Origin of the sequence: Pseudomonas sp. NPDC088368, assembly GCF_044753445.1 — a bacterium.
GTDB lineage: Bacteria > Pseudomonadota > Gammaproteobacteria > Pseudomonadales > Pseudomonadaceae > Aquipseudomonas > Aquipseudomonas bambusae.
The window spans coordinates 186,242-205,306 of the sequence record NZ_JBIVNG010000004.1; the positions used below are offsets into that span (position 1 = coordinate 186,242).

Genomic DNA, 19,065 nt, shown 5'->3' on the forward strand with positions numbered 1-19,065 from the left:
GTGGGCTTTCAAACTTCCATTAAGAGGTTTCGATAACAAATGGCTGACGTGTAGCAGTCCAGCTTGCTGGCGGCTGCGATAGTAGGTTCTTCGCAAAGTTCGGCTCGGAAAACAACGAACCGTCTGTAAGAACCCTCATTCACCGCAGTAGGAATGCAATCACAGTCTACAGCGAAAAAGCATTGTGGTGGCTCAATGATGTCATGGTAAAACGCTGTCCGGAAAATCCATCCGCACCGCTAAGGAACAGCCATGACCAAGGTAGGAACCGGCTTCATCGCAGCACTCGCACTGCTCAGCGCCTTCACCGTTAACGCCAAGGAAACCCGCCTCACCGACGCCGCCATCGCCCAAATCCTCATCGAAGACTCCATCGCCAACTACTCCGGCAACTGCCCATGCCCCTACAACGCCGCCCGTAATGGAAGTAGGTGTGGGAAACGCAGTGCATACAGTCGGCCGGGCGGGTACTCGCCGTTGTGCTTTAAGGAGGATGTAACGAAGGAGATGGTGCAGGAGTATCGGGCGAGGACGAAGGGATAAAGACCGCCCCACGGCTCGACATCCTCAATATGAGCACCTGCGCGTAGGACTTCTCCCAAACAATAGTAAGGCTCGTCTGTTTCCGTCCAATCAGCATTCCTGAATCCAATCCAGCCCAGCAGAATCCGACGCCTCACTGGTGCGGCGGGTACATTCGATGGCTTGTATGAACGGAGGCATCGGGCCGCAGCATTCAGCCAAATCTATGCTGATCGAAGCCCAGAGTGGAGTCACGATTCGATGACCGACCCGATGCTTTTCGGGATCTGCATGACGATCCAATACCTATTGCTATTCAAGCTCAGACTGCGAGTTCTGAGGAAGTCGGTGGGGCTGACATTGACAGGTGTTGCCGTCGCAGCGTTTTTTCGGGTGCCAGTAATGGATGAAGTTCCGTTCATCGTGATGCTTACTCTGATGACATCGGGGCTTGGGTTGCTGTTTGGTCGTGATTACAGCGACAAGCAAGAGGGAAAGTCCTGATGCTTTTCCTCTCCGGCCTTTTTCTCACACTCACCAGTTGGTACCCGCTCAACCACAAAATTAGGCAGCAACAGCAGCGCAAATATTTTGGCCTTGCGCTCATCATGGCAGGTGCAAGCGCGACCTTCATGCTCGACAGTCAGGTCGACGACTTCTTCATTTGGGGCTTTGTTGTCGCGTGGTGCATAGGGTTGGAGTTGTTCTTCAACTGTGACAAATACAGGGATTACTACGGTCAGTCTTGACGCTTGGTGCCATGCGATCCGTTAGCGTTGTTGACCGGTCCCTGATGAGGTAAGGCATCGTCTTGACGAAACATCATAGGTCAAGGCTCCCGGACGAGCCGCTTGACCCTGTCATAGAGAGCATCGGTGAACGCCTGCTTATCGCTGGAGTGGTGGCACCGACGATGGCAGTTCGGACAGAGCGCGACCGCGTTGCTCGGGCGGTCAGAGCCTTGATGTGCCAGGTGCTTAACGTGATGAACTTCGAGGAATGGGGTTTCATTGATTTGAAAGGGGGCGGGCTGGCCACAGCCTTCACAGACGCCTTTAGCTTGCTGTCGTACCCAGGCTCTGACTTCAGGATCGCGAATGTAAGCTTTGCCCGTAGAGGGTGATTGCTGCGGATTTTCAATTCCCCTCGGAGGCGTCTTCAACGGGTGCTTTTCTAGCTTCAACGCCCGTTGTTCGAGTACAGCCTCGTCCGCTGTAGGTTCGAAGTCTTCAGGAGACGCCATGTGATTATAAGCATCGAGAGCTTCGCGGATGCTCCGGACAACGTTCGCGCCGACGTTTTTCGCAGGCTTGTAACCGATAATGCGTTCCTGGTTTAGCTCCATCAGAACGGTCGAAATGTTTTGCATGCGGAACTCGACCGATCCCTTCGTACGACCCGACAAGGGCCCTTCCCTAAGCACGCGATTCTCGTGAGCTTTGTTGATCTTGAGGCCCTTCTTTTCGCGTTGCAGCATGTCGAGGTAGGCATCGACTGCGGCCTGAATTTCCTGCTCACTCCAATCGCTGTTGGTCTTGTCGATATCCATAACGTCGCCACGCGTTGAAAATCCGTGAACGATACTGAGTGGCCATAATCGCTGTCTAGGAAATTTCCTACGTTTGACTGCGACTGTTCCGTATGCGCTGATCGTTCCCGCGCGAAGCAGCGGGGGAACGATCAAGAAAAGAATATCTCAACGTCACAAAAGAAAAGGGCCACCATCTCTGGCAGCCCCTTTCATTTCAAACAGTGAAAGCAGGACGTGGAGTCTCAATAAAGTCTGAAATGGACCCCCTGAGTTCATTGGGGTTCGATTGCAGTGTCTCAAATATAATAAATTTGAGTCTCATTAAAAAATGGAAAATGTGTAGGTCGTCTCAATAAAAACTGAACTGTAGCCCAACATTGAGTAAAGCGCATTGCTGATCAGTTTTCTTTCTTGATCAGGTATTAGTAAATAATATATTTACTAATACAGGGAGTGTCAACCCTCCCAGGTTGGAATAGGTTGAGAACAAAAGAAATCTTTGATTTTGGGGGAGGAAGTCAGAGAGCTAGGGCTAATGCCTGAATGTCCGCCCATTTGATCAGACGAACGGTATGTATGCGAGATTCTGAAATAGGTACTGCTCGAAGGCGTCCGGTTGATATCAGATTGGAGGAATGTCCTTTAGGAGCATTTAGGTATTTGTCTGCTTGGTCACAGGAGCAATAGGTTTGAAGGTTCTTGCGAATCGCAAATGCATCTCGGTTGCTTACTAGAAGACGCTTGCCAAGGGCGATTGGAGTTGAAAATCCACTTTTTATGAATCGGCGATCAAAGGTTGATGGTGAGAGATCAAGCTCGGATGCTAGATTCTCAACGGTGATGGAGTTACTCAATTTTTTTTGAGTCGAATTTACCGATTTTTTGGTAAAATAGCGTCGATTCTCACACACGAACTGGGGTGGGATTTCTTGAACAAGTAATCCTATTTTCTCCAAATATTTCAACCGCTGCATCTCAATACCCAAAATTTTAGCAGTATCAGTAGAACTGATGTGTGCGTCACTGGGTTTCATAGTGTGAAGCTTGCGCCCGGCATTATTTGAGTAGGTTTCAGCGGTAAGTGCTGTCGAAATTTTAGACTCGTCCAGAGTGCACCTGTCGTAGATCGTTACCAAACCCCCATCCACGTTCGGGCCAGAAACAGGCAAGATTCCCACTGCTGCGAGTCGCGCTGCTAATGTCGTATTAGGACTATTTAGCTGCTTGGCCAGCGGCCCTACAAAAACGTAGTTTCGCTGGAAGGTAGAAACCTCTCCTGCGTCGATAAGCATTTTTCCAGAAGCGCCTTTTTTCAAATTTTTTGTCATAAAGCCGGCCTTAACAGCCCGCCTCACTACCTCTGGATAAACGTCTAGATACAATGCCGCCTGATCTACGTCAAAATGGGCAGGCGTACTGGTGGCAATTGTTCGGGTGCCAGTTGAGCCCAGTGATGCGAACACGGACGCCCAGTTGTTTGAATGATACTGGAATGGAGTGTTGGTCTTGATTTTTACTTTCGTGATTAATTCAAGCTTTGAAAGGTTTTGGAGTTTTAATTGATTTATCCCAACAGCATTCAGCTCGTCTCGGCGCAGCCAAAACTTTCCCAGTTGGGTGGTGCTTGTTTCCCGCATCGAACCATCAATGGGGCTTCGCATGAAGCTGTTAGCAATATTTCTGATTTCTTCGTCATTCGACAGCAGCCACGGAGCCACAAATAATAGCTCCGGCGCGGGCTCATGCTCATCGATTGAGCGCTGGATGGCAGCCTTGACTTTCATTGGGTCTCGGCTCACGGCAATATCAAGGGCTAGCTCGGCAATCGCTTTCGCTTCTGTATGGGTGGTGCTGTAAAAGTATCTGAGTGCCTGTAGATTTATCAAAAATGAGTCAAAGACATTTTGGTTCTTGTTTCTGAAAGTAAGCAGGAGCTGATCCGCAAATTTACAGAATTTGTATGTTTTTGGGCTGTTTCGTAGGTCGTATCCACACTTGCAAAATACTCCATTGCACTCTGTCCATGAGAGGTCCTGCATGCAAGATGGGCACTGCTCTATGTAACTGTAATGATGGTAGGGGCAGGACTCCAAAATCACGAAGTCCTGAACGTATTTTTGCCAACCTTCAGCTAGGCATGCAGGACAAATAGAGTGTTTTTTCGTCTTGAGAAGCGTTAATGGTATGGTGATATCATTTATGATCACCGGTGCGCCGCGCGTAATGGGGGAGGCACTGCTGTAAAATGGCAAGGGGGATAGTGCATTGGTATCAAGCGTTGCGAACAACTTCGCTATGCTTGAGTTATTTAGTTGCCAATCGAAAGGCCGGGCATTATGTTCGCCTTTCAATGACGCGATCATTTTTGCGACCGATTTGAAGCCGTTGTGGTATGCAGTTCTAATGAGCAGGCTTCGCGGGCTTTCCTCCGAGCGAGCACGAGGAACAAAGTTCAAGATGCTCATCGTTGACTCCTCGAAATGATGCTCCTCACTTCGTGCGGTTCAAGAGCAAAAGGATTCTTGATTTTTACCAATGAACCTTCTAGAAATTGAGACGCGTACGAGTCGCCAAGGTCTTGCTCGGAGAACGTGCCAGAGTTTCTTTCCAAGGCAATCCGAAAGGCTTCATGAAGCAGCTGTCGAAGTGAGTTCATGTTTCCACCGCTTGCAACAAAGATTTTTGCTGCAAGCGTTTGGTCGGTTAAATAGATTGAGGTCGAGAACCCGCCTATTTTATTAATTTGCGTGCCTAGGGATTTCAGGACTTTCAGGTAGTCGGATTGATTATCCGCCGACGCGTACTCCAGCGGCCGCAGATTCGCCCTGAACGGGTACCTACGGGCAAGCTGCGGATATTCATCCACGATGGACTCGCAGGCAGGCATCCCTGCGATTACCACGGGTATGAGGGTCTTGTTCATGAGAGTTTTGACCCAGTCACACACGAGACTTTTCGTTTTTTCAGCGCCTTTTGCGAGTAAGTGATGAAACTCGTCCAGCAGAATGACTTTGGTTTGACACGTCTCCAGAAGCGTGACCAGTCGGTACAGTAACGCTTGGGTGTCGCCAGTTAGATGGCTGCAACCCAGCTGAGCTAGCATGGTGATAGTTAGGGACTTAAGTGTAGGGCCTGCCGGTAATTCGCAGTAGAATGCAGGGACGGTCTGGATAATACCCCACTCCGTTTCGACTTCCTTGTGGCCACCGATCTGTTGCACAATATACTTACACACTGTAGATTTTCCTACGCCTGAGGGCCCAGTTAGCAGCACAGACGATGGCTCTCGACGGGTAGCTGTAGTAATAATGCTTTTGTGTATCTGGGCAAGGGCATCTTTGTAGTAACAGTGCGCAACGATGTGTTTGGAAAAGTCAGTCATCTTGTTCTGGATTTCTGGGGTCATGCTGCTTACTCTAGTGTGAAAAATTCTAAGTCATCGTCGGGCTCTGCTGTGTCTGGCATCGCAGCGATGTACGTATCTGGAACTGAGAGGTTATCGTCGAGTTCGCTTTCGTCTAGGGCATGATGGCTCATATCCTCGGTTTTGGTAGTGGTAGCCAGTACCTGTTTTATTTGTCTTTTGGGTTTTTCGTATTCAAGCTCACTTAAGCTGAGATAAATTTCCGCCAGGGCGCGAGCAGCCTTTTGTTTGCTAAATGCGAGGCCTTGTTTATCGATTGCATCACAGGCAAGTTTATGCTCGTAAAGCGTCAATCCATTTTGATAGTCCGGATCCACGGCGTTCGCTTGGACCATTACTCCAGGTTCTTGTGGGATGGACAGCCATACTGTCGATAGGTCCGATTCGTCATAATGCACCAAAGGCTTACACTTGTATTTTCGCGCCTTGTCATCCAGTCTGGCCAATCCCGGCCCATACCACTGGAGGTTGAACATGGTGACCCTGCCGTTTGAAATGGTTCTTGCATTTGTTTTGCGGCAGGTAATGTCTAATTCATTTAATGCGTAAGTGTCGGGGGGAAGTTCGTTTTCCATCGACTTGTCAAAAACATTTTGTGGCGTAGCGGATAAGCCTTTCTGTGGATGCTGGTGGTAGTACTCGTCTAGCCATCGTTTAAACGTTGATCTGATCCCATCTACAGTCAAGCGTGCATTTTTTGCAGAATCGTAGTCCCTACGTTTCGCAGGGCTTGATTTGGTTGTGCCTTTAATGTTGTGAATCAGGGTCAAGTTCAGAGTCAGGAAGAAGCGTTCTATGAAGCTTTTTTGGTCAGGTTTCCCCGGTGGCAGAGGCAACACTTTAGAACCGTAGATGCGGAAGAAATTGAAAAATGACTCATTCAGAAATTCCGACCCGTTGTCGATGTAGTAAATTTCCCCTTTTCCGGCTATCGGATTATCGCTTCGCAGCGACATCTTCAGCGCCTTCATCGTCTTCGCCGCGCAAGGTGGCGTCATCGATAGCTCCCACCCAATGATCATCCTGCTCTTGCACTCGATGAACGCGGTAAGGTAGGGTCTCCCGATAACCTTCCCGTAAATATCCACAACAATCAGATCAAGTTGTTGAGTGTCGGCTTCAATTCTTTGGTACATGTGCAGGGACTTGCGAATGCTCCTCCCATATTTGTTCTTTTTCTCAGCGTATGCTCTTCCCTCGCGCAGGAGGTTTAGCTTGTATGAGTCGATTCTGGACAACATACGAAAAAATGTAGCCCGTGAGGGCGCCTTAATTTGCTCAGTATAAGGTCGGTGTTCGTTATTTTTTGCAATGGCCGTGGTTAGTATGTTGTAGACAAACTGCCCGCTGGGACGTTCTCTGATTAAATAGTGCTGCTCGATGATGTCTTCCGTTATTTCGATTGTTTTGTCTTCCAGTTTTTTCCCACGAGGCAACTGGAGGTGCTTATTGTTGATCAGCCCTAGGGTGCTATTGCCCGATTGTCTGTATTTTTTTGTCCAGCCATACAGCGTCGAATAGCTCGGAGGGGAGGGATCGTCGATTTGTTTTGCCAGCTCACTAATGTAAGCTTTCGTTGCTTCACGAGGCAGGGTATTACCGAGAGCCTCTAGCGCCCCAAGGGTGTACCTGATTTTCCTATCATGCTTCGCTCTTTCTGCTGGACTCATGTCCAACAGGATTGGCGCTTTACTCTGATCGATGGGCGCTGATTGCGATTTGACCAACTCCCCTTTTTCAATCATGTCGTTCACTTTGAAGTGAGTAAACGAGATCTGCCGCTGGCCAATGACGGCGCTAAATTGAGCGTATTTTTGATCGGTCGAAACAACTTCAAATTCCGCCCCATTCAAGCGGTATCGTTCGTTAACGATAGGAATAGGCATCATGTGCTCCCGCGAATGCTGAGACGATGCGTGTATCCAGCGTGAAAGGCTGATCGAGGTCGGCCAACATGAGACCGCTAAACACAGCCTTGGCAATCGACTTCATGGAGGGCGGGTAAGTTAGCGCCAGCAACGAACGCACAGTGCTGGCAGAAACGGAGGGTTGCCTGAGGCTGTCCAGTGCGTAGCCCAACTCGGTGTCTGTCACCAGATGCATCCGGTTATAGAGGTTCTGAAGATTTCTCAGCTTTGGCTGGATGCGGATGTCCCGCTCGGTGATCAAATCGAATCCGTAGCCTGCTAGCTCGCACACCTTCCTGAACTCGCCTACTTTCCTGAGGTAGCCCGTGTCTTCGGCGATGTGATCAGGCTTGATCTCGGCATACCTGATCTCACCTGTCCCATACGTAATTTCAAAATCCGGGGTATACCGAACCGCACGGTCATCCACTACAAACGTAAAAGTACCGGGCTGAGGCGCATAAGCGACCACTTGCTCTTCGTATTCGAGCCAGACGCAAAAATCCGCCTCAAGCTCGCTCTCGCACACCACAACCTTTTTGTTTTTGAAGGATGGGAAATGGGTGATGTGCTTGCCGTATTTTCCTTTCTTCAGGAGGCGGCTGGGTGTCTGGGTTCGGCTGTTTTCAAAGGTGGAAGGCGGTCTCATGGGATGCGTCCAAAATGGTGGTTTCGGGCATCATAGGGATAGCTTTCCGTCTCGTAAACTCACATTTTTTTGGCTGCGTCAATGGTATTGACAAAAAATGTTTGCTTGATTGACATTTGTGAAAAAACTATTAAATATCAATAGCATATGGTAATTTTTTCGGCTTTATTTGCGTATGAAAAATTGGGAAATTTTTTTTGTAATCGCCCCCTGTGAGTTTTTTCGTACCCGCATCTGCATCGACCTCGGAGGTGCGAGTAAGGTCGAGCCGTCCGCTGGAGTGGTTTCATGCAGGTGCGTGATCCGGGGGGGGGGACGATGGCAAGAACAGGGGTTGAGAGAGCCCGTTGGCGAAGCGCTTTCGGTTGGCTGTGTCCCACGTGTTTGTGGCTGTTTGCCCCCCTGATTGTCACTGTCTGAGAATGGCTACAGCCCCTCTTTGTGCCAAGATCGCTAGGTGTCAAGGCAGCGACCGATCACTGGGGTTGAGCAAAACACTTGCTGATTCTTCTTAGAGATCAGTGCGCGCGCCCCGTGGCGCATACCGATCTAAACTGCCACCAGATGGATGCTGTTACCGCGCCGTGCGAATGCCCTGGCTAAGTCCTGTGATGTACTGACACGGTCGCTGGTTGGTTGCGCAGACTGAGCGTTCATGTCCGAATGAACTAGAACCGCTTTGGAGCCTTTTGCGAACCGGGGAGATGGTCCAGTGACGCCGAGCGTTGTCCAATGATAGTGAAAGAGTGGCCAGGTTTGACCAGCGGCGACTGTTTCTCAGGACACTAGGGCAAGGCCAGCGTTACGATCACATCACCACGGCCCTGCTTTGGTGAGAGTTCGCTTGATATCGAACGGGGCCGTCGCGGCTCACTGTAGTCGCGGCGATGTCATGTGAAAGCCTTTTTTAAGAATTTTGAGAAAAATTCCCAACGAGGCTCGTCCCGTTCTCCGCTCAAACGTGGCAATCACGTAAAAGCTGCCGCTTTGCGTTCGAAACGTCCAGAGTCCCTCACGACGGTCGGCCTGAATGACATCCGAAGTCCTGATGCGATGACCATCGCGTAACCATCCATCCGCGCGAGACGCGTTGTGGTGGTAAATCGAACCAATACAGCAGCACGCTTCAAAGTGCGCTCCTACGATGTAACCTGTCACCGGCACGTCAAATATGGCATTCGTGGCAATGACTAGTCTGTGATGGGCATGCGTTGAAATGGGATTCATTGAAATACCATGGTCAGCAGCGGGGGGTAATATGCTACTTGTTCCTCGGCAAGTTAGTAGTGCAGTGATCGTTATTTTTTTGGGGGAGCGTAGTAAGTTGGTAAATGCGGCTGTGTTTCGTAAAAATGATGCGGGCCGGTAATAGGAATACTCATGCCCGGCGGTATTGAATCGGCTACTTTTTGCGCGGTTGAAAGCGTTGAGATTTACCGAATTGCGACCGGATGCTGTCGCAGAACTTGGCGATCTCCTCATCCACTGCTTTTCGTGTTTCTTCATCCAGTGCGCTGTACCACCGGTTCCACTCGCGTAAGTTGTCTTTTTTCTGATGCTGTAGTTCGGCCTTTAACGCGAGCAGTTTGCCGAAGGTGATCTCGTTTTCAGTGGAGGGTTCTGATAGATCAGTCATCACAGTCTTTCCTAGTAAGGAACCTTGATATCTTCGTCCAGTATATCCGTCACATCGCCTATCAAGGGGTCCAGCCAATCGGCCTTGGCGCGAGCCCATTGCACATAGTCAGTGCGATCCGTTGCTTTCGGGACCGATATCGACGAGCGTTCTAGGGCATCAAGATAGTCGCGGATGGCCTGGGCGCGGCGCCAGTTCTGTGCGTCGGACTCCAACGTGGCTAAGCGTTTTCGTTCGTCATTTTGAATGCGTTGTCGCTCGACAGCTGCTTCGCGAAGTTGGCGGCGCTTTTCATTGACAATAGCCTGCTGCTCTGCGTTCACCAGCGCTTCCACCGCGTTAGTCATGATCTGTTCGAGCAACGTGTTCAATTGCATTTCGACCGGCTTGTTTGGCGAATCGATGACTTTGCCTGCATACCCCTCATTGACGAGTAGGTGGAGTTGTCCTGTCGGCTGGTATGTCCAGTTAGGCCAATAGCTCCAGCGCCCGCGAGCCTTGTCCTCTAGCTGCTTAGGCGTGGGCACATACGGACTGCGTTTGCAGGGTTCGAACGCGCGCAGATGATAGATCCGGCCCATGATCAGGATGTCGACCTGCTGCTTGCCTTGTTCGACACGACAACCACGTGTTTCCAGTGCTTTTAGAACGGCGTCCATGAGCTTGAGTGCGCGATCTTGCAGGGCTGGAGACACACAAATATTTAATGCAGGTGCGCGAGTACTGGGCTGACCGCGGGTATCGATGACAGGTTTCTTCAGCGCAAGGCGGGCTGCCGAGGTCATCGGATGCCACCGTTTTACGTGCTCAGGGACAATAATCTGGTTGCCAGGTGCTCGCTCAAAGGCCAGCAGTGGTACGAGCCGTTCATCTATCGGCTTAGGCTCAACCACGGTATGCGGAGCTGTCGTGCGAAACAGATTCATCGGGTGACCAACGTACTCGCGGAGTTTAGGGCGCGGCGGCACGGACTTGCCCGCCTTTAACCGTGCCCAGTAGCCCCGAGGCGGGGTGGGGATCTGTAGTCGGCCACAGAGCTTCTTCAAGCCCACATCAGAGAGCTGATAGCGTGGTGCAACTATCGTCACCGCCTCTGTCCAGACCTCGTCCAGCAGTTTAGCGCGGTCGTACTGTTCCACCATGACGACGGTCTCCTTAGCGCGTCGAATCACATCAAACCGGCTTTAGGGTAGCGGCTATCGGTCCGCTCGCACGGCCCATTTTCAACAAGGCAGGTTTCCGGTTCTTTGTTTTTGCGCAGCGGGCCTACAGCAGCGACAGGGTTGTAGAAGAATCGACCAGTCGGTAGCCCATGGCCTTGTACCCGGCCTTGCGCTTCTCCCACATCCTCAACAAGGCAACGTTACCGTCATCCACGAAGTCGATGACCTGGACGTCGGATTTGGCGGTATGTACGCGGTGCAAGCGCCCGGCGTATTGCTGGAGGATTCCTCGCCATGAAATGGGCATGGCCAGCACCAGGGTATCTAACGCAGGGTGGTCGAAGCCTTCACCTATGAGTGTACCGGTGGCTATGAGGACGCGAGGTGCTTCTTCGTCCAGAGACTCCAACCCACTGAGCAACGACGCCCGCTGTTTCTTGGGCATGCGGCCATGCAATGCATAAAGGTTCGCGACCTGCTCACGCAGCGCAAGGTCAAGTCTCTCAACATGCTCGGTGCGTTGAGTTAGGACTAAGATCTTTCTGCCTTGCTGATAAGCCTGCACTACGGCAGAAACGATAGCTGCCATGCGCTGGGTGTCTTCAGCCAGCCGCTTGAACACGTCTTGGATGCCTGAGCCTTCAGGGACCTGGATTGGGCCGGTGAGCAGGTGCGGGATGACCGATAAGTCATGAGGAGCACTCGCCGGGCGCGAAGCCGTATGACGGATGGGGCCACACTGCATGAAGATGATTGGCTGTTGCCCATCGCGGCGGATTGGCGTCGCCGTGAGCCCCATTACGTATCGCGCGGGTGAGCTTCGTAACAGGGCTTCAAATGATACTGCCGACAGGTGATGGCATTCGTCGATGATGACCTGACCGTAGTTTTTGACCAGATCATTGATCTCACCTTTGCGCGACAATGATTGCATGACAGCGATATCGATCTGGCCGGTGATCCTAGGTTTGCCGCCACCTAGGGTGACTACAACTTCCTTTCCTACACCGAGAAACGCCTGTAAGCGTTCTTGCCACTGCCGCAGCAACTCGGTCCGGTGCACTAGTACTAGGGTATTGACGCGCCGCCGGGCAATCAGCGCAGCAGCCGTAACGGTTTTACCGAACGCGGTTGGCGCGCAAAGGATGCCGGTGTCATAGGCTTGTATGGCCGTCACGGCATTTTCTTGGTCAGGGCGCAATGTGCCCGTGAAGCTGATCGCCAGAGGGTTTCCGGCGAAGCGCTCATCCGCAATCAACGGCGCGATCTTATGGGCTTCCAGCAGCGCCTTCACGTCATCCCAACAGCCACGAGGCAGGGCAATATGCTTCGGGAAATTCTGTGCACACCCAATAACCCTGGGCTTGTTCCATACCGACAGCCGCATCGCTTGCGCTTTATAGAATTCGGGGTTCTGAAATGCCGCGAGGCGGATCAAGCGGTTGGCCAGTGGTTGTGGCAACTGCGCCTTTTCAAAATAAATCAGGTTGGCCAGAGTGACGTTCAGAGTCGCAGGCATCTGGACGTTAAGCTGTTGTGAACTTGGCTCCGGATCCTTCCACGGGGTGGCACCGGCGTCGTCATCAACAGACGCCACTGCGACGGGGTCGCGGTTACCAATGGCCTGGATAATGATGGGTTGGATGCGGTCAGGACTCATACGTTGGAGAGTGGCGAGAAATGCCCACTGATCAGCGTACGGTTTAAGATCGTCGTCAACGAATACGCTGTGATGCTGGACCCTTGCGCGCTTTTGCAGTGGTAACGCGATCAGGTTGCCAAAGCCACCTTTTGGCAGCGTGTCCTGGTTCGGAAACAGCCGGTCGTAGGAGCTGAGCGACAATTGTCGCGTTCGTTCACACGCATGGCTAATGATGGCGGCGCCGAGACGGCGAGCGTCGCTGGCGAGCACCTTATCTTCAAAGAAGATCCAGGCATGCGCTCCGTTGCCCGAACGTGAAACTTCCAGGGCAACAGGGACGCCCAGTTCGCGGCAGGACTCTGCGAATGCGCGTGCGTCATCCCGCCATTCAGCTTCGTCGAAGTCAGCGGCTAAAAAATAGCAGGTGTCGTCCTTGAGCAGCGGATAGACACCCACGACAATGGCCCCGGCCAGATGGCGAAAGATGACGTCATCTGTAACCTCAAGCAACTGGCGTTGGTGGCAATCACCGCATTTGATGCGGGGTTTCTCGCATATCCCAGGACGCCACTCGTTCGCGCACGCGGGTGCGTAGCCTGACTTGCCACCTTTGCTTTCCCAGCGCAACGGATAGATGTCGGTGCGGCCCCTGAATAAGCTGCTAAAGAGAGCGATCTTGCCTTCGGTGCTGAGCAGAGATGACTCCATCGGCGTTAAGGGGATCAGCGCCGTTTCAGCCTTTGGTTTCCAGTCGATGCCATGGGCGTCGAGCAAGGCAATCAGCCGAGCATTTTCCGCCTTCAATGACCTGACCAGCGGGATATCCGTCACCGCATTGAGCCTCAATGGTGAGAAGCATCTAAAGATAATCGTCTGCCATCAAGGCTATCAGTCCGCTGGGCCGCTGATCAAACCAGGGGGTCGGGACAGTGCTCGTAAAGGCGTCTTATGGTGGTCTTGACCAGGAGCGCTATCCGCTCCAAAGTACGCTGAGACCTGTTACAGTCCGTTGATCTTCTGGGCCACATGTCCTGTCTTCTGCCGGTTCGTGAGCTTTTGGTCTGCAACAACCTTCGGATATCACCGACTCACTTGCGGCCAGGCAAAGGGCAGAATCTTGCGATGCACGCCATTCGATATCAGGGGGCAATGCCCGGTACTCAGCGTCCCGTGCGTCTATGCTAGTGCGACTTACCGAGACTTCCGCCAGTTTTCCAAGGAGCAATCGCATGGCCTTGATCCTATCGCACGACGACATAGCGGCGTCTCTCAAAGCGCTAGATGATGACATCGAAGCTCACCCGGATCGTCTCAGGCCTATCAGTTCTGAGATGTTGCAGCGTATCGGCGAGCTAACCCGCAATGTCGATATCGATCTGGACGCTCCTCTCGCCGACGAGGATGAGGAGGTTTCATGAGCTGTGAGTTCGCCTGACCAGAGCGTTCTACATGCATGATTCCGATTCCGCCCTTGGTAATGAAATTCAGGTACAGCGGTGCGCTGTGAGCGCTGCTTCTTGCCACTAGCCGTTGAGCATCGGTGAGCCTCCAAATGAGGGTATCCGATTGAGCATTTAAACGGCGCCACGCAAGGATATGTTTGAGGAGGGCTACAGACATCAGAAGGATTGATGCCATGGATGCGGAACAGCAATTAACGCAGTGGAATACGACGTTTCACATTCTCGATGGTGGTTTGGTCTGCCGATTTTGCCAAGCTCGGCAAGCGCTAGTCGCAGCGGAGCAGCGATTTATCCATGCTGAAAGCTGCCAACAACAGCATTCTCAGTTCGACCGCCCGTGGATCACCCTGCATGAAATACTCGATAGGTTTAGAGGGTAGCTGTCTATCCGTTCCCGAACCTGAGAGTCGGTGGTGATGTGCGGTGGTCGTTCGGGGCCGTGAGCGCCAGATCCAGCCCCCGTCAGCCCCCCACCGCCCCCTGATCTTCCCGTGGATCTGCTTACGCAGCCAGGGTCCAACAAGATTTTATAGTTTCCTATAGTTCAGACAGTCGAAAGCAGGCTATAGCGATGTTTTGTGTAACGCGGTGAGGTTACGATGAAAAAATCGCGTTACCGTTGTGGCGTTCAACGCCAAGTATTCCCCTGTGCTTCGGGCGTGTTGCGAGGGAAAAAGGGGGAGTGATCACAATGTACGTACGCCCAATGCGGTCGGTTGCAGAAGCGTCACGTTGCTCGGCTCATCCCAGTGACTTTGAACAGGGTAAGTATCCGGGGTAGCGACCTGACCGGTGCCAAGGGAAAAACTCCTCGGGAAAAGCCGGTCTGGGGTCTGTGTGCAAACGTTGCGCGTTCCACAGTCAGAGTCCGCGCAATTTACCGTGCGTAGCGCTGGCCGGTATCCACACAGGTGCCAGGCACCTCCTGAGATGACGGGGCCGCCGTGTGTTGAGGTGTCAGCACATCGTTGAGATCGATAGACGGGTGCCAGTTGTTCCGGGATGTCTGAATGAAACACATGATCGCCGCTGCGCGCTCGTTACGCGCATGACTGATGTGATCAGGCGTTGTCTGGTGTTTAACCAAAACCGTGTTATGCGCACAGCGGTTCGACTCTGTCTCCTCCGCGCCTGCCAGCCCACCGGGGTGGTCTCAAGTACCTGCGGACCTTGCGTCACGCCCCAGCCTACCTTGCGCCTTATGGGATGAATACTGTGCGCCTGTAAACCAAAGTGTTGGTATGCAGTAATTGACAACTGAAATAGGCTCGCGTACCGTAAATAGTATATCAACAGTTTACCAAACAGGAAGGACTCATGGTTGACGCTATCCACGCCGCGCTGAACCGACTCACCACCGAGGGTGATCTGATCCACGGTACTGACGCCTTGGTCGAGAGCATCAAAAACCACACCCACCTCTCCTACAAAAAAATCGGTGAGGCGGCTGGCGTCACCGAACAGGGGGTGCGCCGCTGGCGCGAAAACAACTCGGGCCAGGCCTCGCGGGTCCAAGCCCTGGTGAACTTTGCCCAGACCCTGATCACGGCCCCGGTGGGGGCTGTGGCCCGACCCGCTGGCAACGCCGCCGATGCGTTGCGCGCCGTGACCCCGCTGGCGGTCCAAACCTGCGTTAAAGAGGGATTGGAGGTCCTGTTGGGTATTGGCCTCACTGCGTGCACTATCGTAAAGCTTGAAGCCAATAATGGTAAAGTCACCATTGAGCTAGCCCTGGAATAGGGGCAATTACTCATGGCATGGGATCGCGCCGACGCTCAGACGGAGGCGACCCCGCGCTGCGCACTCAACACCCTTCAAGGAATACACCATGGCCCGTACCTTACTGGATGTCCAACTCGCCCGACTGCTGTATCCGCTGCTGATTGAACTCGCCACCGCCCGGCAGATCCTGACTTATGGCCAACTGATTGAGTGCGCCCAAACCCGCTACCCGGATGATCAACGAGTGGCCAACCTGATTCCGGTGCGCATGGGGCGAATTCTCTGGGTGATCTACGATTTCGTTGCGGAGCGCGACCTGCCGCGTTTGACCCTGATCATCGTCAGCGCTGGGGATCAGTACCCCGGCAGTGCCATGTGGCAACACGATTGCGCGGCTGAACAACAACGCTGCTTTGCTTTCGACTGGTCTACCGTTGATCAGGCCTTTGACCTGTACGGCCAGCACAGCGAAAAAGCGGTCACGCCCCTTCGGCGTGTAGCCCGTGAGCAGGCGAAACAGCTGATGGCCGCCCACTACCACGACCCGGCCAATATTTATCCGAGCGGTATTCGCGCCCTGCGTGAAACCATCATCGAAAACATCATGAACGGTCTGTCGGTGGAGGATGCGTTTCAAATCGAAGCGCAATTGCTGACACCCATGACGCCTGCGTGAACCCCAGGTGTTCACCGTCTTGCTAGCAGACCCAAGGCTTTTTCACTCCACAGCAAACAAATTCGCAGTGAACCCTCTGCAATGGAATAGCTTCACTCTCACCCGACTGGGCCGTATTGTTTTGCGCAAGGTCATGAAAAATCTGCGCTCCGTTGACGGCGCGACCGTGCAGTTCGGTGAAATGGGCTAGGGCATAGAGCCCAACTATCAGGTGTGTTTTCCCAATGGCGTCGTAAACACCTATCGTGGCGTCAATCACAAACCCTTCATGCCGCTAGGCGCTTTTAATCGGGAGCATATCTCCCCGCCTTTTTCGTCAGCGGATGTTCGGTGCGCGTTCGACGCCAGCGTCGGTACCTGATAGATGAGCCCAACAGCTGCGATCTCGCATGACAAAGCTAGAAGCAGAGCCCTCCAAGAGCACTGACTTGGGACGAATAGCCTGCCACCGGGGTCCGCACGCTTGCTCGCGCTCTGTTCATCTCGTGTCGATGTATTGCAGGGAGCAAAGTCTACTGCCGTTGGCATTGGTTTTTGCGCAGCCTGCTCAAATGATAAAAATTACCCTCAGGTCAGTACGGTCGATTCGACAGGTTTGGACTTCATCACGCGCTCTCTAGAGTGGATAACTTCAATGCCTCGGGCAGTGGCGGACCAATATAGGTCCCGAGAAGGTGACTGCGGTCGAAGCTGAACACATGGTAGTGAGGGCTTTCCAGGCAGCGTCCCACTAACGGCACGCTCTGGTCCGGTTTACCGTGGGTCAGAGTGACACCACCACCGCAGAGCGGGCAGTTCGCCGAGAAGCGCACCAGGCGGATCCACTTTTCGCCGCCGTGGCGGTACATCTCCAATTGACACGGATCTTCAGCCAAGGCGGCCACCCACAATGGCGCGCTCACAACGCGGTCATCCAGCAAGCGCCACCAAGGCTGATAGACGATTTGCCACACCAGCCAGAACATTGAGCTGGAGACGATCAGTTGGGTGAGGTGACCGATACTCAGGGGTTGATTCGACATCCACATCCCCAGTAGCGAAATGGCGAACATCACGACCCAGATGGTGGATGCCAGCATTACAGTTCCAAGGAAAAGCAGGCCTTTGGGGCTGCGGTTTCGCAGCTCTCCGTCCCTGAACAGTCGGCGCAGTATCAGTGCCGTTTTCACCTCGCCCTTGGTTGAACGGTGGTAGATCAGATCGTGTGTTGGAGTCGCTAGCGTGGCCTGATCGGGTATTGCGGGTTTTTCCTCTAAGGCCAGCCAGTACTGGTTTGTTCGCCCTCGTCCGCCGCCTATTTCTTCGCAGAGCACAATTTGGGATTTGCCCGCATGCCCTCGTTGCAGTCGCTGTAACGCGGCCTGCAAATCTTGGGTTTTTGGAACCCATTTCCCAACATCCACTTGCCTTGCATCGCGGCTAGGGTGGCAGGCAGTGGCAAAATTGTCGCGATTAAATCGGACGACTTCGGTAGCGTTCTCAGCCTTTTGCCTGAGTGTTGCATCAACTACGTATCCAATGATGTCGTACGCTTTTCCTTGAGGGGCATTAGCATTTAGCTCTTCTCGCAACAGCTTAAGCCGATCTTGCATATTTTCGTCCATAACGGCTCTAGTACGGGCCAATCAAGCATGGCGCAAAACCCCGAAAACCCTTTTTAAGGGGGTATGGGGGAGGTTAATTAAGTCAGCGTTGGTGACTCTGGAGTCCTTCTTAACGCCGGAGGACGCCATTATGTCGATGTTTGTTGCCCTAAACAGCCAGCAGCAGTTGGTCACTGTCGCAGAAGTCCCGCGTGGGCTTGCCTGCACCTGTACGTGTGTCGAATGTGGTGAGGCATTAATCGCCCGTCAGGGCACCCTGAACGAACACCATTTTGCGCACAGCTCCAATAAGACCAGTTGTGTCGTTGGACGCGAAACGCTACTGCATCTCTATGGCAAGCAGGTGATTCGCGAAACCATGGGTCTTCAAGTTCCGCATCTACCTGATCATCCACCAGCGTTCGGTGATTCGTCCAGCTGGTGGGATTTTGAAGCCATTCAGGAGGAAGTTTGGATGGGCAATTTTAGGCCTGATCTCCTGGTCGATCTACGCGGTGGGCAGCGCATGTTGATTGAGATCGCAGTGACCTCATTCGTGGATGAAGAAAAGCTGGAGCGTTTAAAAATTGCTGGATTTTGGGCGCTGGAGATAGACCTGAGTAGACTGCTCGGCAGTCAGGAAGCAATACCTTCGGATGCGATTCGCCAAGAAATTCTGCACCGGGTCGAGCACAAAAAATGGGTGTACCCCGCGCCGGTCAGGTCAACCGAAGAAGATGCGATACCCATTGCCGAGTCCGTTCCTGGGGTCGCAAGGTGCCGGTTGGTGGAGTATCGATATACCATCAACGGGATGTGGGTTACCGCACGGGTGTTGCCCTCAGGATCGCTGGCCGTTCGCTCGCTTGCATTCAGCCCGCAGATTCGTGACCTGCTCAAGACTCAAGCCCGGATGCACAGCGGGTATTACCAGCAGGTTTACCGAAACTGGGTATTCCCGGTTAAGGTCACTCCCGAGGTACTCACGTGGCTGGCAGGTTTGGATGATCAGTCGACCACCTGAATGAGGGAGCCAGCTTCCGCTGCTTCCATGGGGCTGTCACATCGATGTCTCTTTTTCATCAGCGCCATTTGAGGATGATAGCGGCTGGGCTCATTCTACCGAGCATTCGAGCCCGCCAGGCTC

At 52.8% G+C, this 19,065-nt stretch carries 16 protein-coding genes; 7 read left to right on the plus strand and 9 right to left on the minus strand.

Annotated features, from left to right (window positions below; genetic code table 11):
• The first annotated feature begins 252 nt into the window (after nucleotides 1-252).
• From ACIQAL_RS09950 to ACIQAL_RS09960, 3 genes are all read left to right on the plus strand, one after another.
• Entirely contained in the window at nucleotides 253-543 is a 291-nt protein-coding gene (locus tag ACIQAL_RS09950; protein ID WP_401144863.1) for a hypothetical protein, read from the plus strand.
• Nucleotides 544-783: 240 nt separating this feature from the next.
• A complete protein-coding gene (locus tag ACIQAL_RS09955; protein ID WP_401144864.1) occupies nucleotides 784-1,026 on the plus strand; it encodes a hypothetical protein in 243 nt (80 codons plus the stop codon).
• A complete protein-coding gene (locus ACIQAL_RS09960) occupies nucleotides 1,026-1,271 on the plus strand; it encodes a hypothetical protein (protein ID WP_401144865.1) in 246 nt (81 codons plus the stop codon). Before ACIQAL_RS09955 ends, ACIQAL_RS09960 begins: the two co-directional genes overlap by 1 nt.
• Before the next feature lie 80 nt (nucleotides 1,272-1,351).
• On the opposite strand, the gene ACIQAL_RS09965 is transcribed toward ACIQAL_RS09960, so the two are convergent.
• The 8 genes from ACIQAL_RS09965 to ACIQAL_RS10000 all read right to left on the minus strand — a co-directional run bounded on the left by ACIQAL_RS09965 (nucleotide 1,352) and on the right by ACIQAL_RS10000 (nucleotide 13,305).
• Entirely contained in the window at nucleotides 1,352-2,071 is a 720-nt protein-coding gene (locus ACIQAL_RS09965; RefSeq protein WP_401144867.1) for an HNH endonuclease, read from the minus strand.
• A gap of 500 nt (nucleotides 2,072-2,571) precedes the next feature.
• Complete coding sequence (locus ACIQAL_RS09970; RefSeq protein ID WP_401144868.1) at nucleotides 2,572-4,518, minus strand: TniQ family protein; 1,947 nt, start codon at nucleotides 4,516-4,518, stop codon at nucleotides 2,572-2,574.
• Nucleotides 4,515-5,459 (minus strand): TniB family NTP-binding protein, encoded by a 945-nt coding sequence (locus ACIQAL_RS09975; protein WP_401144870.1) that lies wholly within the window; start codon nucleotides 5,457-5,459, stop codon nucleotides 4,515-4,517. The genes ACIQAL_RS09970 and ACIQAL_RS09975 overlap by 4 nt, the downstream gene beginning before the upstream one ends.
• A gap of 5 nt (nucleotides 5,460-5,464) precedes the next feature.
• The gene (locus ACIQAL_RS09980) at nucleotides 5,465-7,363 is read right to left on the minus strand and encodes a hypothetical protein (protein WP_401144872.1); all 1,899 of its coding nucleotides are present in this window, start codon (nucleotides 7,361-7,363) and stop codon (nucleotides 5,465-5,467) included.
• The gene (locus tag ACIQAL_RS09985) at nucleotides 7,344-8,033 is read right to left on the minus strand and encodes a Tn7 transposase TnsA N-terminal domain-containing protein (RefSeq protein WP_401144874.1); all 690 of its coding nucleotides are present in this window, start codon (nucleotides 8,031-8,033) and stop codon (nucleotides 7,344-7,346) included. The genes ACIQAL_RS09980 and ACIQAL_RS09985 overlap by 20 nt, the downstream gene beginning before the upstream one ends.
• Nucleotides 8,034-9,435: 1,402 nt before the next feature.
• Nucleotides 9,436-9,669, minus strand: coding sequence for a hypothetical protein (locus ACIQAL_RS09990; protein WP_401144876.1), 234 nt, complete (start codon nucleotides 9,667-9,669; stop codon nucleotides 9,436-9,438).
• A gap of 11 nt (nucleotides 9,670-9,680) precedes the next feature.
• Nucleotides 9,681-10,811, minus strand: a complete 1,131-nt coding sequence (locus ACIQAL_RS09995; protein ID WP_401144877.1) for a hypothetical protein — start codon at nucleotides 10,809-10,811, stop codon at nucleotides 9,681-9,683.
• A gap of 124 nt (nucleotides 10,812-10,935) precedes the next feature.
• The gene (locus ACIQAL_RS10000; protein ID WP_401144879.1) at nucleotides 10,936-13,305 is read right to left on the minus strand and encodes a TOTE conflict system archaeo-eukaryotic primase domain-containing protein; all 2,370 of its coding nucleotides are present in this window, start codon (nucleotides 13,303-13,305) and stop codon (nucleotides 10,936-10,938) included.
• Between the two features lie 398 nt (nucleotides 13,306-13,703).
• Between ACIQAL_RS10000 and ACIQAL_RS10005 the strand changes: the two genes are divergently transcribed.
• The 3 genes from ACIQAL_RS10005 to ACIQAL_RS10015 all read left to right on the plus strand — a co-directional run bounded on the left by ACIQAL_RS10005 (nucleotide 13,704) and on the right by ACIQAL_RS10015 (nucleotide 16,335).
• On the plus strand, nucleotides 13,704-13,892 hold the full coding sequence (locus ACIQAL_RS10005; RefSeq protein WP_401144881.1) for a type II toxin-antitoxin system PrlF family antitoxin: 189 nt from the start codon (nucleotides 13,704-13,706) through the stop codon (nucleotides 13,890-13,892).
• 1,362 nt (nucleotides 13,893-15,254) lie between these two features.
• Nucleotides 15,255-15,677 carry a hypothetical protein gene (locus ACIQAL_RS10010; RefSeq protein WP_401144883.1) on the plus strand — a complete coding sequence of 141 codons (423 nt, stop codon included), beginning with the start codon at nucleotides 15,255-15,257 and terminating at the stop codon, nucleotides 15,675-15,677.
• A gap of 88 nt (nucleotides 15,678-15,765) precedes the next feature.
• Nucleotides 15,766-16,335, plus strand: coding sequence for a hypothetical protein (locus ACIQAL_RS10015; RefSeq protein WP_401144885.1), 570 nt, complete (start codon nucleotides 15,766-15,768; stop codon nucleotides 16,333-16,335).
• A 605-nt stretch (nucleotides 16,336-16,940) separates the two neighbouring features.
• On the opposite strand, the gene ACIQAL_RS10020 is transcribed toward ACIQAL_RS10015, so the two are convergent.
• A complete protein-coding gene (locus ACIQAL_RS10020) occupies nucleotides 16,941-17,939 on the minus strand; it encodes a hypothetical protein (RefSeq protein WP_401144887.1) in 999 nt (332 codons plus the stop codon).
• Nucleotides 17,940-18,069: 130 nt separating this feature from the next.
• On the opposite strand from ACIQAL_RS10020, the gene ACIQAL_RS10025 reads away from it, so the two are divergent.
• Entirely contained in the window at nucleotides 18,070-18,942 is an 873-nt protein-coding gene (locus tag ACIQAL_RS10025) for a hypothetical protein (RefSeq protein WP_401144889.1), read from the plus strand.
• Nucleotides 18,943-19,065: the final 123 nt, after the last annotated feature.

Bases quoted from the DNA above. Each gene is read 5' to 3' on its own strand.
- ACIQAL_RS10015 (WP_401144885.1), top strand. From the start codon at position 15,766: ATGGCCCGTACCTTACTGGATGTCCAACTCGCCCGACTGCTGTATCCG.
- ACIQAL_RS10025 (WP_401144889.1), top strand. From the start codon at position 18,070: ATGTCGATGTTTGTTGCCCTAAACAGCCAGCAGCAGTTGGTCACTGTC.
- ACIQAL_RS09980 (WP_401144872.1), bottom strand. From the start codon at position 7,363: ATGCCTATTCCTATCGTTAACGAACGATACCGCTTGAATGGGGCGGAA.
- ACIQAL_RS09985 (WP_401144874.1), bottom strand. From the start codon at position 8,033: ATGAGACCGCCTTCCACCTTTGAAAACAGCCGAACCCAGACACCCAGC.
- ACIQAL_RS10010 (WP_401144883.1), top strand. From the start codon at position 15,255: ATGGTTGACGCTATCCACGCCGCGCTGAACCGACTCACCACCGAGGGT.
- ACIQAL_RS09950 (WP_401144863.1), top strand. From the start codon at position 253: ATGACCAAGGTAGGAACCGGCTTCATCGCAGCACTCGCACTGCTCAGC.
- ACIQAL_RS09955 (WP_401144864.1), top strand. From the start codon at position 784: ATGACCGACCCGATGCTTTTCGGGATCTGCATGACGATCCAATACCTA.
- ACIQAL_RS09990 (WP_401144876.1), bottom strand. From the start codon at position 9,669: ATGACTGATCTATCAGAACCCTCCACTGAAAACGAGATCACCTTCGGC.
- ACIQAL_RS09960 (WP_401144865.1), top strand. From the start codon at position 1,026: ATGCTTTTCCTCTCCGGCCTTTTTCTCACACTCACCAGTTGGTACCCG.
- ACIQAL_RS09975 (WP_401144870.1), bottom strand. From the start codon at position 5,459: ATGACCCCAGAAATCCAGAACAAGATGACTGACTTTTCCAAACACATC.
- ACIQAL_RS09995 (WP_401144877.1), bottom strand. From the start codon at position 10,811: ATGGTGGAACAGTACGACCGCGCTAAACTGCTGGACGAGGTCTGGACA.
- ACIQAL_RS10005 (WP_401144881.1), top strand. From the start codon at position 13,704: ATGGCCTTGATCCTATCGCACGACGACATAGCGGCGTCTCTCAAAGCG.
- ACIQAL_RS09965 (WP_401144867.1), bottom strand. From the start codon at position 2,071: ATGGATATCGACAAGACCAACAGCGATTGGAGTGAGCAGGAAATTCAG.
- ACIQAL_RS09970 (WP_401144868.1), bottom strand. From the start codon at position 4,518: ATGAGCATCTTGAACTTTGTTCCTCGTGCTCGCTCGGAGGAAAGCCCG.
- ACIQAL_RS10020 (WP_401144887.1), bottom strand. From the start codon at position 17,939: ATGGACGAAAATATGCAAGATCGGCTTAAGCTGTTGCGAGAAGAGCTA.